The 14,265-nt window shown below is 48.5% G+C and carries 11 protein-coding genes; 2 read left to right on the forward strand and 9 right to left on the reverse strand.

Annotated elements, in window-relative coordinates; genetic code table 11:
* Window positions 1–238: 238 nt before the first annotated feature.
* The 9 genes from putP to HQQ92_RS06515 form a co-directional block, all read right to left on the reverse strand.
* The gene (gene putP / locus HQQ92_RS06475; protein ID WP_105253092.1) at window positions 239–1,690 is read right to left on the reverse strand and encodes a sodium/proline symporter PutP; all 1,452 of its coding nucleotides are present in this window, start codon (window positions 1,688–1,690) and stop codon (window positions 239–241) included.
* A gap of 157 nt (window positions 1,691–1,847) precedes the next feature.
* Window positions 1,848–2,552: a DUF3379 domain-containing protein gene (locus tag HQQ92_RS06480; RefSeq protein ID WP_105252078.1), complete on the reverse strand. Its 705-nt coding sequence runs from the start codon at window positions 2,550–2,552 to the stop codon at window positions 1,848–1,850.
* Window positions 2,545–3,108: a sigma-70 family RNA polymerase sigma factor gene (locus HQQ92_RS06485; protein WP_173244017.1), complete on the reverse strand. Its 564-nt coding sequence runs from the start codon at window positions 3,106–3,108 to the stop codon at window positions 2,545–2,547. The genes HQQ92_RS06480 and HQQ92_RS06485 overlap by 8 nt, the downstream gene beginning before the upstream one ends.
* A 72-nt stretch (window positions 3,109–3,180) precedes the next feature.
* Window positions 3,181–4,902 carry a BatD family protein gene (locus HQQ92_RS06490; RefSeq protein ID WP_173244019.1) on the reverse strand — a complete coding sequence of 574 codons (1,722 nt, stop codon included), beginning with the start codon at window positions 4,900–4,902 and terminating at the stop codon, window positions 3,181–3,183.
* Window positions 4,896–6,899, reverse strand: coding sequence for a VWA domain-containing protein (locus HQQ92_RS06495; RefSeq protein WP_173244021.1), 2,004 nt, complete (start codon window positions 6,897–6,899; stop codon window positions 4,896–4,898). The genes HQQ92_RS06490 and HQQ92_RS06495 overlap by 7 nt, the downstream gene beginning before the upstream one ends.
* Complete coding sequence (locus tag HQQ92_RS06500) at window positions 6,899–7,918, reverse strand: VWA domain-containing protein (RefSeq protein ID WP_131525283.1); 1,020 nt, start codon at window positions 7,916–7,918, stop codon at window positions 6,899–6,901. The genes HQQ92_RS06495 and HQQ92_RS06500 overlap by 1 nt, the downstream gene beginning before the upstream one ends.
* On the reverse strand, window positions 7,912–8,556 hold the full coding sequence (locus tag HQQ92_RS06505) for a DUF4381 domain-containing protein (RefSeq protein ID WP_173244023.1): 645 nt from the start codon (window positions 8,554–8,556) through the stop codon (window positions 7,912–7,914). The genes HQQ92_RS06500 and HQQ92_RS06505 overlap by 7 nt, the downstream gene beginning before the upstream one ends.
* Before the next feature lie 2 nt (window positions 8,557–8,558).
* A complete protein-coding gene (locus HQQ92_RS06510) occupies window positions 8,559–9,512 on the reverse strand; it encodes a DUF58 domain-containing protein (protein WP_173244025.1) in 954 nt (317 codons plus the stop codon).
* 24 nt (window positions 9,513–9,536) lie between these two features.
* Complete coding sequence (locus tag HQQ92_RS06515; RefSeq protein WP_173244027.1) at window positions 9,537–10,493, reverse strand: MoxR family ATPase; 957 nt, start codon at window positions 10,491–10,493, stop codon at window positions 9,537–9,539.
* Between the two features lie 262 nt (window positions 10,494–10,755).
* Between HQQ92_RS06515 and fadI the strand changes: the two genes are divergently transcribed.
* Window positions 10,756–12,066 carry an acetyl-CoA C-acyltransferase FadI gene (gene fadI, locus HQQ92_RS06520; RefSeq protein ID WP_014610833.1) on the forward strand — a complete coding sequence of 437 codons (1,311 nt, stop codon included), beginning with the start codon at window positions 10,756–10,758 and terminating at the stop codon, window positions 12,064–12,066.
* Window positions 12,067–12,071: 5 nt separating this feature from the next.
* Complete coding sequence (fadJ, locus tag HQQ92_RS06525; protein ID WP_173244029.1) at window positions 12,072–14,198, forward strand: fatty acid oxidation complex subunit alpha FadJ; 2,127 nt, start codon at window positions 12,072–12,074, stop codon at window positions 14,196–14,198.
* Window positions 14,199–14,265 lie beyond the last annotated feature (67 nt).

Raw genomic sequence — 14,265 nt, forward strand, 5'->3', positions numbered from 1 at the left:
AAGTCCGACCAGAAGTGAAATATGTTAATTTTAAGTTAATTAAAAGTCTTTAAAACAAGAGTGATACTTTAGTATGCTTGAATGGTCTGGCCAGATGCTTGATATGAAGGGCTTTGGGTGCTGCTATGGGTTTCAATTGAAGTTAACGGTTTGTAATGGTGTGTAGGGTATTTAAAAGGATACAAAATGTAAAAAGCGCACACTTGTGCGCTTTTAAACATATGGAAGCATATCTAGATTAGAGTGCAGACTTAAATTGTTCGAACTCTGTCGTTACTTTTTCACTTGGAGCAGAGAATTTACTGACTAAAATACCCGCAATAGTCGCGAATATAAACCCAGGAAGGATTTCGTATACTTCAAAAATGCCACCAGTGAGTTGCTTCCAAATCACCACGGTTAATGCACCGACAATAATAGTGGCGATAGCGCCATTACGGCTGTATTGCTTCCAAAACAAGGATAACAAGACTACGGGACCAAAGGCCGCACCAAAGCCTGCCCAAGCATAACTCACTAGGCTGAGTACGCTACTTTCAGGATTGAGTGCTATCACACCTGCAATCACAGCGATAGCGAGTACGCCTAAACGACCTACCATCATTAGCTCGCGATCATCGGCCTTTGGGCGTAACCATTTACGGTAGAAATCTTCGGTGATGACACTTGAGCAGACTAAGAGTTGTGAGTCGATAGTACTCATGATTGCCGATAAAATAGCGGCGATTAATAGCCCACCAATCCATGGGTTAAACGCCGCTTGAGCTAAATGGATAAACACAGTTTCAGAATTGGCTAATGGCTCTTTGGCGAAATAGAGCGAGCCTGCAATACCTGTGGCTAACGCGCCAATGAGAGATAACACCATCCAGCTCATGGCAATACGGCGTGACAAGGGCAGGGCATCGGCACTGCCTATCGCCATAAAACGCGACAAAATATGTGGCTGACCAAAATAACCTAGGCCCCATGCGAGCAAAGATAACATGCCGATGGCAGTGGTTTTGTCATTGACTAATGCCAACATCGCGGGATCGATCGTTTCAATACCCGCATGGCTTTCGGGGTGAGCGAAAACGGCGAAAGGGACAATCAATAGGGCGATGAGCATTAAACTGCCTTGGAAAAAGTCAGTCCAACACACGGCAAAGAAACCGCCAATAAAGGTGTAACCGACTATGATGGCCGAGCCAATCACGAGGGCTGCTGTGTAATCAAGCCCAAAGACTTTTTCAAACAAAATCGCGCCACCGACCATGCCTGAGGAAGCATAGAAAGTAAAAAACACCAGAATAGTGATTGCGGAAACGAGCTTGAGATAGCCTTGGGTATCGTGGAAACGTTTCTCGAAAAAATCCGGTAAAGTGAGGGCGTTATCGGCGAGTTGGGTATAAATGCGCAGTCGCTTGGCAACAAATAACCAGTTTAGCCAAGCACCAATAATTAATCCTACGCCAATCCAGGCTGCACCTAAGCCGCTTAAGTAAACTGCGCCGGGTAACCCCAGTAACAGCCAACCTGACATGTCAGATGCACCCACGCTGAGTGCGGTCACTGCGGGGCCCATTTTGCGGCCACCTAAAATATAATCATCAACAGTATCGGTAGCACGGTAAGCCCAAAAACCTATGCCCATCATCAATACTAAGTAACCAACAAATGTGATTAAAATCGGGGTTTCAATCGTCATCTTGCCTTTTCCCATCTTTTTATTATTAAAAGTGGCAAGCATGCTACCAGATGTTTGAACGTGCGCCCATTAGCAGATGTAAGTGTGATTGAAATCTAACCTCCGATAACATGAAAATATCGGAGATTGATTTTTAAATGCAATTTATAACAATGAGTTAAATAAATATATTCTTGATTTCGTCTTTTATATAGCTAAGGTCAGCTTGATCCTCACCTATGAGCAAAATAAATGCATCGGGCGTTTCAAAGCCCATTCCTTGATATTTACCGTCAGCGAAGGTTTTATCCAACACCATACGTTTCTCGAGTGGCACGATAAAGAGTGTCACCTTACTTTGTTCGCCCTGAAGTACTAAGTGCAGGCTTTTTACCCCTTGAAAATCGCAATAAGAGGTGTAATACACTTTGCCCGGTTGTTGGGTAAATTTGGCATTGCCAAAGTCTTTTATCGACGCAAGCTGGGCATTGACTTGACTAAAATTGACATTTTGATCGACATGCAAGGCAATATCTTCATGGTAGACATGGGCCAGTGCATGTTCAGCCAAATCAATAGGCCCTAAGCGTAATAGGCTGAAGCTGATCCCTACCACAAACGCGACCGAGGCTGCCATGGCCACTAAAAAAAACGTTTGCCGGCGCTGTTTATGGTGCTGTTGTAACTGCTGACGCAAAATGAGTTTGTCGGCGAGATCCTCAGCCACATCTACTTTCAATGCGTTGCTCAGTTTGGCATCAAGGTTTTTAAGCTCATTGATTAGGGCTTGGTTTTCTGACTTGGCATTGATTTGTGCCAGAAAGTCAGCATCTTGATTATGAGGATCTTCATAAGCTTGACGTCTAAATTTAAGCTCATCCATTGGATTGACCTCTCACATCATTCTTCTCAAGTAATTCTTTCAATTGGCTCCTCGCCCGAAATAAACGCGTCATTACGGTGTTGCGATTGAGCTCCATCAGCTCGGCGATTTCATCGCCGCTAAAGCCACCAATGAGCTGGAGTAAGAGTGGTTCGCGGTATTCGATATCCAGCTTGCCAATTTGTCGACGGATCAGATATTGCTCGGTCTGCTCTTCACTGCTATTGGAGATATTGTCCTCTAAGGTATCTTGCTCAACGTCGGAATAATCGAACTGTTTACGCTCGAAACGCCGCGCATTTTCACGCCTAAGAATCGTGATCAGCCAAGCTTTCGCCGCTTTATCATCCTTGAGGGAATCCAAAGCGCGCCACGCCCGCAAGAAGGTTTCTTGGGTAATGTCTTCAGCCACGTGCTTATCGCCGCATAACCAATAGGCGTAGCGGAAAATGTCTGCATGTAGCGCCTTGACTAGGCTGTTGTATCGTCGTTGTTTGCTTAGCATGTCAGAAGAGACCGCGGGCTCGACGGATTTCTTGCGCCAGTTAGCAAACATTTTTTATCTTTGGGCTTTTTGGCGGAATATTTAGCATAGTAGCACTCGCTTCTTTGTCATTAACCCCATCATTTATTTAGGATTCAGTGGGCTTAATGGCGCTGATTTTGGGTTTGAATGTTTATGCTCACAGGCCTTAACCGCGTTAAGTAAGGCGGTACATTCGGCGCTTAAGTGGCTATTTGTATTGTTAGAATTCGCACTGCTCGTATTAGCACTGTCAGTATGGTGGCTCTTATCGGCCTTCGCACTGTAGGCTTTGATTTGCAGTTGCTGTATCGCTGCTGCCAGTTGTGGTGACTGCTCAGCAATCTTATCTAATGTCATAGGCGTTTGCTGTAACTCACTGAAATATCGCTGCAATTGCAACATAATTCGACTCACATCGCCACTGGCGCAGGCTTGCTCTAATCCTTCCAAGCCGGAGGCAGTCACTGATTGTGCTGAACTGATTGAAGAGTTTACTGCAATTGGGGCGGCCGTTTGATTTTTTAAGGCGCGGCGCCAAGCGACTAAGGTGATAATCCAAGCGACTAGAGTGACCAGCCATAGCGCAGCAAAAACCGTGGTTAGCCAAGACCAGCCCTTATCTGCCGCGGAGTTGGTTTCCCATGTTGGTTGAGCTGGCGTATCACTGACAGCACCACCTTCAACGATTATGGTACGTGCGGGCAGCGTTGCAGTTTCTTGACGTTTAAGGCGCGGATTCCACCAAGGCACTTTGATTTCGGGCAAGGTAAAGGTGCCTGCTTTGCTGGGAACGATTGCCGAAGTAATACTGTACTGCGAAACAATTTGTGCATCGCGCACAAAGGTCTGCCGCTGAGGTTTTTCTGGGTATGACTTGAGTTCATTAGGCAGAGTTTGCACTATATCAGGCAGACTATTTTCATCGGCATTGGAAGCCAATAGCGTAATAGTGCGGGTGATAGGGCTACCGACGGTAAACTTTTTAATATCCTCAGGGAAGTTTTCTTTTAGCGCTACTAAATCGGCAACCAGCCATTGGCCTTGGAAGCTTGTTGGTGCGGGATTCACTTGAACTGTCAGTGAGGGCGCGCCTGCTTGCATTGGGCGGCTTTCATTAAAGCCAAACATGCCGCCGCGGCGTTGGGATTCTACCAGCACATCGCCAGCAAAGGTTGCACCTTTGATATTCACTTGGCCGGGCAAATCGGGAATGATGCCATAGGTGCGTTCAATCACGCGGTAACGTCGGCCATCGACTATCTCTGAACCATCCCTATCTTCACCGATTTGTTTGATCTGTGCGCCTTCGATTACTGGTGCACTCAATACGCCCCTTTGTAATTCTACCGCCAGATAGAGTTTCACCTTGTAGGTAATGAGCTGCCCAACATAGGCTTCGTCGGTCGAGACTTTGGCGTCAATGAACAGATTGTTCATTTGCGCGGGCTGGCTACCGGTTTCGACCACTTTGAGAGGAATAGGCGATGAGCTGACGCCGTCAATACTAAAGGCAGGAATGGTTAACTGGCCTTGTTGTTTTGGCGCGAGCAGTACTTGCCAGCGGGTTTCTTTGACCGCATCGAAGTTCATGATTTGCGTGCTGCGACTCACGCTAGTACGGCCGACAATAAAATCTTTCAGTAGTGCGGATGTGTCAAGCTTTCCGGTATCGACTTCGTCATCGACACTGATGTTGAGCACAAAGTATTCGCCCTCCATCACAGGGTTGCGATCGACCGAGGCCTCAATTTTGCTAAGTGCAAAGGCGGGATGGGCCACTCCGATGGCAAGGAGTAGCAGGATAAAAAATTGTCTCGTCACCACTGTTCGTTATCCTTTGATATTTGGCCATTTTGACGGCGTTTTTGATATTCCAACTGCATCTTGTTGCGCAGTAACACTTGCGGGTCTTCACTCACGCCCCTCAGTGCTCGCTGCATTTCTGCGGGCAGTGGCTCGCTATTGGTTGGCGGTGCCTCGACCGATTCACTCATAGCAGCCTCTTGTTTATCTTGCGCATTTTGCTCAGGAGCTTCTTTGGCGGCAACGCTTTGCTTTTCTTGCTCAGTTGACTTTTGCTCTTCAGCATCGGCTTTAGCCTGCGCTTGCATCTTAGCTTCATTGTCTGCAGGCTCATTTTCCTGCGCATCCTGCTCGCCATTTTGCTGCTTGGCTTCATCCTGCTGATCCTGAGCATTGCCATTTTGCTTATCTTGCTCAGACTGTTGCTCATCCGTTTTTTGCTGCTCAGGGCTTGGATCCGCGTCGGCATCGTCCTGTTGATCCTGAGGCTCTTGTCCCGCTTGATCTTGCTTATCTTTCTGAGCGCTATCTTGGTCAGATTGCTGTTTATCCTGCGATTTTTGGTCACCGGATTGTTGGTCGCCAGACTGCTGATCACCTTGTTGATCTTGGTTCTTATCCTGTTGCTCGTTTTTACCTTGCTGTTGTTGCTGTTCCTGCAATAACTTTTCAGCAAGTTCAAGGTTGGCCTTGGCCGCAGGGAAATCAGCTTGTTTCTCAAGCGCGGCTTGATAGCGCTCCTTGGCCTTATCGGGTTTACCGAGTTGCATCAACGCATTGCCTTGATTGTAGAGGCCTTGGGCTGAACTATCTTGCTCGAAGGTTTTCAGTGCTTGCGCAAAATCACCGGCTTTGTATTGGGCGCTGCCACGCCATTGGGGCGACTCAAACTGCTTAGCGGCGTTTGCGTAATCTTGGGATTGATAGGCCTGCATCGCTTGTTGATCTGTGGTTTTCCACACATTGTCCCACACACTGGCATGGGCTGGCTGAGGCACAGCCGCGAGCAGTAAGCTGCCAGCAAGAGTGACAAATCCAACACTGGCCACGATTCCTTGTCTAAAGCTGAAAAGGGCGGGTAGCAGTAATAATAAGGCGAGGTAGGGACCGAGATCCTGCCAAGTTTCACCATCAAGATCTGTGGCTTTCGCATCGCCAGCATCGCTTAACCATTGCTGTAATTGGGCGAGATCATTACCGTCGGTGCGATTCTGGATCAGAACGCCTTTGTTATTCACGGCCAGTTTTTGCAGCAGAGCGAAATCAGTGCTGGCCACAACGACTTCGTTGCTGCTGTCGCGTTGTAATTGTCCATCGGGTAGACGGATTGGCGCACCTTGGCTGGTACCAAAAGCGACGACGGCAAGACGATATTGCGTGCCATTTAATGCCGAGTTAGCCTCATCAAACTGGGCTGTTGTGATGCCATCTGTCATCAGGATAATATCACCGCGAATATGGCCACCCTGAGCCAGTAGCGTTTTGGCTTGGGTCAATCCTGCCGCTAAGTTTGAGCCACGAACGGGCATGATCTCAGGACTTAAGGTCGGCAGTAAATTGAGTAATGTGCCGGTATCACGGGTTAATGGGCTGATAGTAAAGGCATCGCCGGCAAAGGCGACTAAACCTGTTTCACCTTCTTTAAGATTACGCAGGAGATCCGTTGCCCTAAATTTGGCTTGGGTTAACCGATTCGGCGCAAGATCGGTGGCGAACATAGATACGGACATGTCCATCACCAGTACGCGGCCTTGCTCGGCGGCAAACACAGGTAAGGATTGTTTATTAACTGCAGGTCCGGCGAGTGCTAAGGTCGCAATCAACCAAGTGAAGGCTAATAAATGCAACGGACGGCGGGATTTCTTATTGCCTTGGGTGACCAATATCTTGGCTAAGTGCGGCGCAATATAACGATTCCAAGCGCTGTGGCTCTCGTGTTGCCGCCATAAACTCAACAAGGCTAAGGCTAGCGGCACTAGGGCGAGTAGCCATTCGGGACGAATAAAATGTAGGCTCATTATTTGATGTTCCCCTGTGAAGTGGTTGCGACAGAGGGTTTAACGCGGCGCGCTGCAAAGAGTGGCAATTGACCTAAGGCAATCCACAGACTCGTCAGTAATGCCAGTGCCAGCGGCCAATAGAACAGATCTGCCTGCGGACGATAGCTTAACTGGTCGCGACTCACAGGTTCGAGTTTATCGATTTCTTGGTAAATCTGGTCTAGCTCTTGGCTGTTACGGGCGCGAAAATAACGGCCGTGGGTGACGTCGGCGATATGCTTAAGTTGGTTTTCATCCAGATCCATCGAAGGATTAACCCGCTCGCGGCCAAAGAGTGTGCGGCGCTCCATTACATCTGCGCCCACACCAACCGTATAAATGGTAACTTTACGATTCGCGGCAATTTGCGCTGCTTGCTCTGGTTCGATATTGCCCGCGTTGTTAGAACCGTCGGTCAATAAAATCAACACTCTATTACTCTCGTCCATTTTATCGAAGCGTTTTACCGCCAGCGCGATGGCTTCACCTATGGCGGTTTGCTTACCGACTAAGCCAATTTGTGCTTCTTTTAAAAATTGCGCGACTGAACGTCTGTCTTGGGTGAGCGGCGCCTGTAAATAGGCGTGATCGGCAAAGAGGATCAAGCCGATACGATCACCCTTGCGGCGCTCGATAAAGTCACTGACGACGTGCTGAATTAAAGTGAAACGGTCGACGGTTTTGCCATTCACCACCATGTCTTCAATCTGCATACTGCCGGATAAATCCACCGCCATCATCAAATCACGGCCTTGGCTTGGCAGTTCGATAGGTTCACCAAGCCATTGCGGACGAGCAATAGCGAGCACTAACAGGCACCACATCAGCCAGTAGCGTTTGCGACTCTGGCGCGTGTTGGCCGCTAAGCTTTGTTTGCCCGTTTGACTTATTCCGGGTAATTGCAGCCGGCCACCATCCACTTGTACTGTGTGTTGGCGCCAAAAAATCAAAGGTAAAGGCAATAATATCAATAGCCAAGGCCATGCAATTGTTAACATTGTGCCTCCGCTTTTTCAGTGTCAGTTTGCTGGGTTGGCGCTTGGCTTTTAGCTCGAGCGTCGCCACTAGCTTGAACGTAGCCCTTAGCTTGAACAAGATTCGGCTCAGGCGCACTCAGTTTTGCTTTCGATGCCAACCAAGCCTGTGCGAGTTGATGTAATTCATTGGCTTCAGCTAAGGTCAATGGCGTTGCCTGATGACGTTTGGCTAATAAGGGGCCGATACGTTGGCGTTTATGCTCGGGTAAATAGCTGTCTAACCAAGTCGCCCAAGCTTCGCCATTTAAGGAGGCTATCGCTTCTCTGCTGAGGTAACTCATGGCGGTGCGCTTTAATAGGGTGTTGACGTCAGAGGCATAGGAAGTCGCTTGTTTATCGAGCTGATTGAGTAACTGTTTAGCGGCTTTTTTCGGCGCTAAGTCACGGGCGCGTTTTCTTAGCCAGATAACTAAGAGTGTGATGAGGGCAATCACAAGTGCTAAAACCAGCCAATAACCGATTGCCCAAGGCCAAGCGCCGATCGGATCGGGATGAATAATATCCTGCAGTTGTGCAAGGGCTGGGTTTGACGCCGTAGAAGGCATAGGTACTGTTGCCTGTGGATTTGCTATTTCTGAATTCACTGTTGCTGGATCCATAGTTAACGCAATAATTCCAATTGATGGGCTAGGGGAGCACCCGCATCGATGAGCTGGGTACGTACGCGCAGTTGCTGCATCATGGCGATAAAGTTGTTTTGTTGACGCAGCTGAATGTCGAGCCAAGCCTGATAACTGTGGCGGGTAAGCACTAAGTCCTCATCCCCATCCCGTACCGGCAAATTAAAGTTGTGCGGTAACGGCAGTGTGCCTTGACGCAGAGGATCGGTAATAAGATAGGCGCCCACATCGCAATGACGCTTAAGCTCGGTGAGAGGCGCGATACATTGGGGGCTAAAATGGCTGCCATCTGTCACTATCCAAACTAAGGAGCCGGGTTTGGCGATACGTTGTAATCGCTGACAGGCACGCAGGATATGGTCAGGATCGCGCTGGCCACTGCCAACATGATTGAGCTGATTTTCGTGCACACGGCGCAGGCCTGAGATCAATTGCAATATGCCCTGACGACGGCTGCGGGGTTTGAGCTCTAGATGCTCAGACTCGCAGGCGATCAAGGCGCCGAGTCGATCGCCATGGTTAATCGCATTCCAACCTAAGGTGGTGGCAAGGTGTCCTGCTTGCACCGATTGCAGCAATAAACTCGAACCAAAATAGAGGCTTTGGCTCAAGTCGATTAACAATAAAATAGGGCGTTCACGTTCTTCGACAAATAACTTAGTGTGAGTTGTGCCCGTACGAGCGGTAACGCGCCAATCAATGGTGCGCACATCGTCGCCCTGTTGATAGTGGCGCACCTCGGCAAACTCCATACCGCGGCCTTTGATTAAGCTGCTGCGATGGCCCGCTAAGTTAGCGCGGGCACGGCTATAACGCTCTGGCATAGCACGGGCGATATTTTGGCACGCCAGCAGCTCTTGCTCGGTTAAATGCAAGCCATCGGCAAAAAGCGGCAAGCCATCGACTGAGGCTGAGAGTCGCGCTGTGTCACTCATCTTATTTCACCTTTATCTTCACCGTTAAGGTACTGCAACTTGACTTAAGATGTGGTTGATCACGTGATCGCGGCTGACACCTTCGGCCTGTGCTTGGTAGCTGAGTAGGAGTCTATGGCGTAATACATTTGGCGCAACAGCTTGAATGTCTTCCGGTGAAACAAAGTCCCGCTCGTGCAGCCAAGCGCGGGCGCGGGCACAGCGTTCTAATGAAATAGTTGCGCGCGGGCTGACGCCGTACTCAAGCCACTTAGCTAAGTCTTCGCTGTAACGTAAAGGCTCACGGGTCGCCATCACGATTTCGACTATGTACTTTTCGAGCGGCTCGGCAAGATAGATTTCCATGGCTTCGTCACGGGCGGCAAACACATCTGCTTGTGCAATCGGCTCAGTGGTTGGCAATTCGTGGGTAAGCGCTTCTTTGCGGGATTGACGCAGAATTTCGATTTCAGTCTCGCCGCTCGGGTAATCAAGGTTTAAGTGCATCAGAAAACGGTCAAGCTGTGCTTCGGGCAGCGGATAAGTGCCTTCGTTCTCTAATGGGTTTTGGGTGGCCATTACTAAAAACAGCGGTGGAAGTTTATAGCTGTGCTTGCCAACTGTAATTTGACCTTCGGCCATGGCTTCTAATAAGGCTGACTGAACTTTGGCTGGGGCACGGTTAATTTCGTCCGCCAAGATTAAATTGTGGAAAATCGGTCCGGCTTCAAATTCGAAGGTGCCAGTTTGCGAGCGATATATATCTGTACCGGTTAAGTCGGCGGGCAGTAGATCTGGGGTAAATTGAATGCGGTGAAAATCGCCCTCAACCCCGTCACATAAGGCTTTCACTGCACGGGTCTTTGCCAGTCCCGGAGGTCCTTCAACTAATAAGTGGCCATTGGCAATTAAGGCAATGAGCAGATTTTCGGTCAATACTGGCTGCCCTAAAACAACCTTATTTAGGTAAGTGCGTAATGCGTGGAAGCGACTCAAAGGCATGATGCTACTCGTTTTATTATATTGAAAATACGTGTGTGGGCTATAGACAACAGCTATGGTAAAGAATTCCCTTAGGGTTTGGCTAGTGTTAAAAAAACAAACAGGTGTTTAAAACTTGCTGACAAGAAGTTAGAATCAGATCACACTTTAATGGTCAGACCTGTTATTGGGCGTTTTTCGCCGTAAAACAATGGGTCAAACACGGAAATAGCTAGCGCCGCCTGAAATCTCTCAGCGATTGCGCACATAAAGAGGGTGACAAATGAGTGATAGACAACAGGTTACGAACGCCAAGGGTGAACGTATCGCCATTGTAGCGGGTTTAAGAACCCCCTTTGCAAAGCAAGCCACGGCATTCCACGGTGTATCGGCGCTCGATATGGGCAAAATGGTGGTCAATGAATTATTGGCGCGCTCTGAACTCGATCCTAAGCTGATTGAGCAATTAGTGTATGGACAAGTCGTGCAAATGCCGGCTGCACCTAACATTGCCCGTGAAATCGTACTCGGTACTGGCATGAATGTGTCGACCGATGCCTATAGTGTCACTCGCGCCTGTGCAACTAGCTTTCAATCTGCCGTAAACGTGGCTGAATCTATCATGACGGGTAATATCGAAATCGGTATTGCGGGCGGCGCCGACTCTTCCTCTGTATTGCCTATCGGTGTATCGAAAAAATTAGCCCATGCGTTAGTCGATCTGAATAAAGCCCGTAGCTTTGGGCAAAAGTTACAAATTTTCCGCCGTTTAGGTTTAAAGGATTTATTACCTGTGCCGCCTGCGGTGGCAGAGTACTCAACGGGCTTGTCTATGGGACAAACCGCCGAGCAGATGGCAAAAACCTACAATATTAGTCGTGCCGATCAAGATGCCTTAGCGCACCGCTCACATACCTTAGCGAGTGAAACTTGGGCTTCGGGCCATTTGCGTGACGAAGTTATGGTCGCGCATATACCGCCGTATAAGCAGTTTATCGATCGTGATAACAATATCCGCGAAAACTCGGTACTGGAGTCATATGCTAAGTTGCGCCCTGCATTCGACAAACAACACGGTACTGTGACGGCGGCCAATAGTACGCCACTGACGGACGGTGCCTCAGCGATTATCCTGATGAGTGAAGGTCGAGCCAAAGCCTTAGGTTATCAACCTATTGGTTACATTAAGAGTTACGCCTTTAGCGCCATTGATGTGTGGCAAGATATGCTGATGGGGCCATCCTACGCGACGCCACTGGCGCTGAAGCGTGCTGGAATGGAACTAGAAGATCTTACCCTGATTGAAATGCACGAAGCCTTTGCGGCGCAGACATTAGCGAATATGCAGATGTTTGCTTCGAAAAAATTTGCCGAAGAAAAACTCGGCCGTAACCGCGCGATTGGCGAAATCGACATGAGCAAGTTTAACGTGCTCGGTGGCTCGCTTGCCTACGGCCATCCTTTTGCTGCAACGGGAACCCGTTTGATCACTCAAGTGTGTCGTGAGCTTAAGCGCCGCGGTGGTGGCACTGGCCTAACAACGGCCTGTGCGGCCGGTGGTTTGGGCGTGGCTATGATAGTGGAAGTGGAGTAATCGGCATGGAAAAGACCTTTAATTTAACCCGCCGCGACGACGGCATTGCCATCTTGACTATGGATGTTCCTGGTGAAACCATGAACACCCTAAAAGCGCAGTTTGGCCCTGAAATCAGTGAGATTCTGGCCGAGATTAAAAGCGATCCTCATATTCGTGGACTCGTGCTGATCTCTGGCAAAAAAGATTCTTTCGTTGCGGGCGCGGATATTTCCATGCTCGATGCCTGTAAAACGGCTGGCGATGCCAAAGCCTTATCCCAGCAAGGGCATGTGGTTTTTAATGAGTTAGAAGCCTTAAAAATTCCTGTGGTTGCGGCAATCCATGGTGCCTGTTTAGGTGGTGGTTTAGAGTTAGCCTTAGCTTGTCATCAAAGGGTATGTAGCGACGATGGTAAAACCATGCTCGGCGTACCGGAAGTTCAACTTGGCTTATTACCTGGAGGCGGTGGGACTCAACGTTTGCCTCGTTTAGTCGGTATTACCACCGCCTTAGACATGATGTTGACCGGTAAACAAATCCGTCCTAAACAAGCCTTGAAAATGGGCTTAGTGAATGATGTTGTACCGCAGACCATTTTGCTGCAAACCGCAGTTGAGATGGCGCTTGCAGGTAAACGTGCACCGAAACCTGTTAAAAAGTCACTCGTTAATCAAGTGCTTGAAGGCACGAGCTTTGGCCGTAACATTATTTTTGATCAAGCGACTAAACAAGTCGAAAAGAAAACCCAAGGTAATTATCCAGCACCAGCCAAGATTATTGACTGCGTACGTCAAGGGATTGCGAAGGGGATGCAAAAAGGGCTAGAAGTCGAAGCGAGTCACTTTGCTGAATTAGTGGTATCAAAAGAATCTGAAGCGCTGCGCAGTATTTTCTTCGCCACCACTGAAATGAAGAAAGAAACCGGCGCTGAGGGTGCTACACCGCGCAAAGTGAAGAAAGCGGTGATCTTAGGTGGCGGTTTAATGGGCGGAGGCATTGCCTCTGTGACGACTACTAAGGCTAAAATCCCCGTTCGCGTCAAAGACATCAGCGAAAAAGGTTTAAGCAATGCATTAGCCTACGCTTATAAGTTGTTGGATAAAGGGGTAAAGCGCCGCCATATGACGCCTGCTGCCCGTGACAACTTAATGGCGCTGATGACCACAACCACTGAGTATAAAGGCGTTAAAGATGCCGACATCGTTGTGGAAGCGGTATTTGAAGACTTAGCGCTTAAGCATCAAATGGTGAAAGACATTGAGCGTGAGTGTGGTGAGCACACGATTTTTGCGTCAAACACCTCATCTTTGCCGATTAGCCAAATCGCCGAGGCGGCGACGCGTCCTGAAAATGTGATTGGTCTGCATTATTTCTCGCCAGTAGAGAAAATGCCGCTGGTGGAAGTGATTGCCCACGCTAAAACGTCGCCAGAAACCATTGCGACTACTGTCGCATTTGCCCGTAAGCAAGGTAAAACACCGATAGTGGTGCAGGATGGTGCGGGTTTCTACGTGAACCGTATTCTGGCGCTGTATATGAACGAGGCTGCGCAATTATTACTCGAAGGCCAAAGTGTTGAGCATTTGGATAAAGCTTTAGTGAAATTTGGCTTCCCTGTGGGACCGATTACTTTGCTCGACGAAGTGGGTATCGACGTGGGCGCAAAAATTTCACCGATCCTTGAAAAAGAATTGGGTGAACGTTTTAAAGCGCCAGCCGCATTTGACAAGCTTTTAGGTGACGATCGTAAAGGCCGCAAAAATGGCAAAGGATTTTATCAATACGGCCAAAAAGACTCTAGCAAGAAAGCGAAAGTCGTCGATGAGAGTGTTTATGGCGTGTTAGGCATTAAGCCTGGCACCAATAAAGACGCAAAAGCGGTTGCTGAGCGTTGTGTCGTACAAATGCTCAATGAAGCGGTGCGTTGTTTAGATGATGGTATTATCGCATCGCCAAGAGATGGCGATATTGGTGCAATTTTCGGTATTGGCTTCCCGCCATTCCTCGGTGGCCCATTCCATTATATTGACACTTTAGGCGCCGCGAACTTAGTGAAGATCCTTGAAGGTTATCAAAGTCAATTCGGTAACAGATTCGAACCTTGTGAGCGCTTAAAAACCATGGCGCAAGAAAACGCGCACTTTTTCTAAGTTTCAGTGAATCTAAGTCATAGTTAATCTAGGTCTTAGTTAATCAAAATTGAACAAAAAAGCGGCA

Source organism: Shewanella sp. DC2-4, from assembly GCF_013248875.1.
Taxonomy (GTDB): domain Bacteria; phylum Pseudomonadota; class Gammaproteobacteria; order Enterobacterales; family Shewanellaceae; genus Shewanella; species Shewanella oncorhynchi.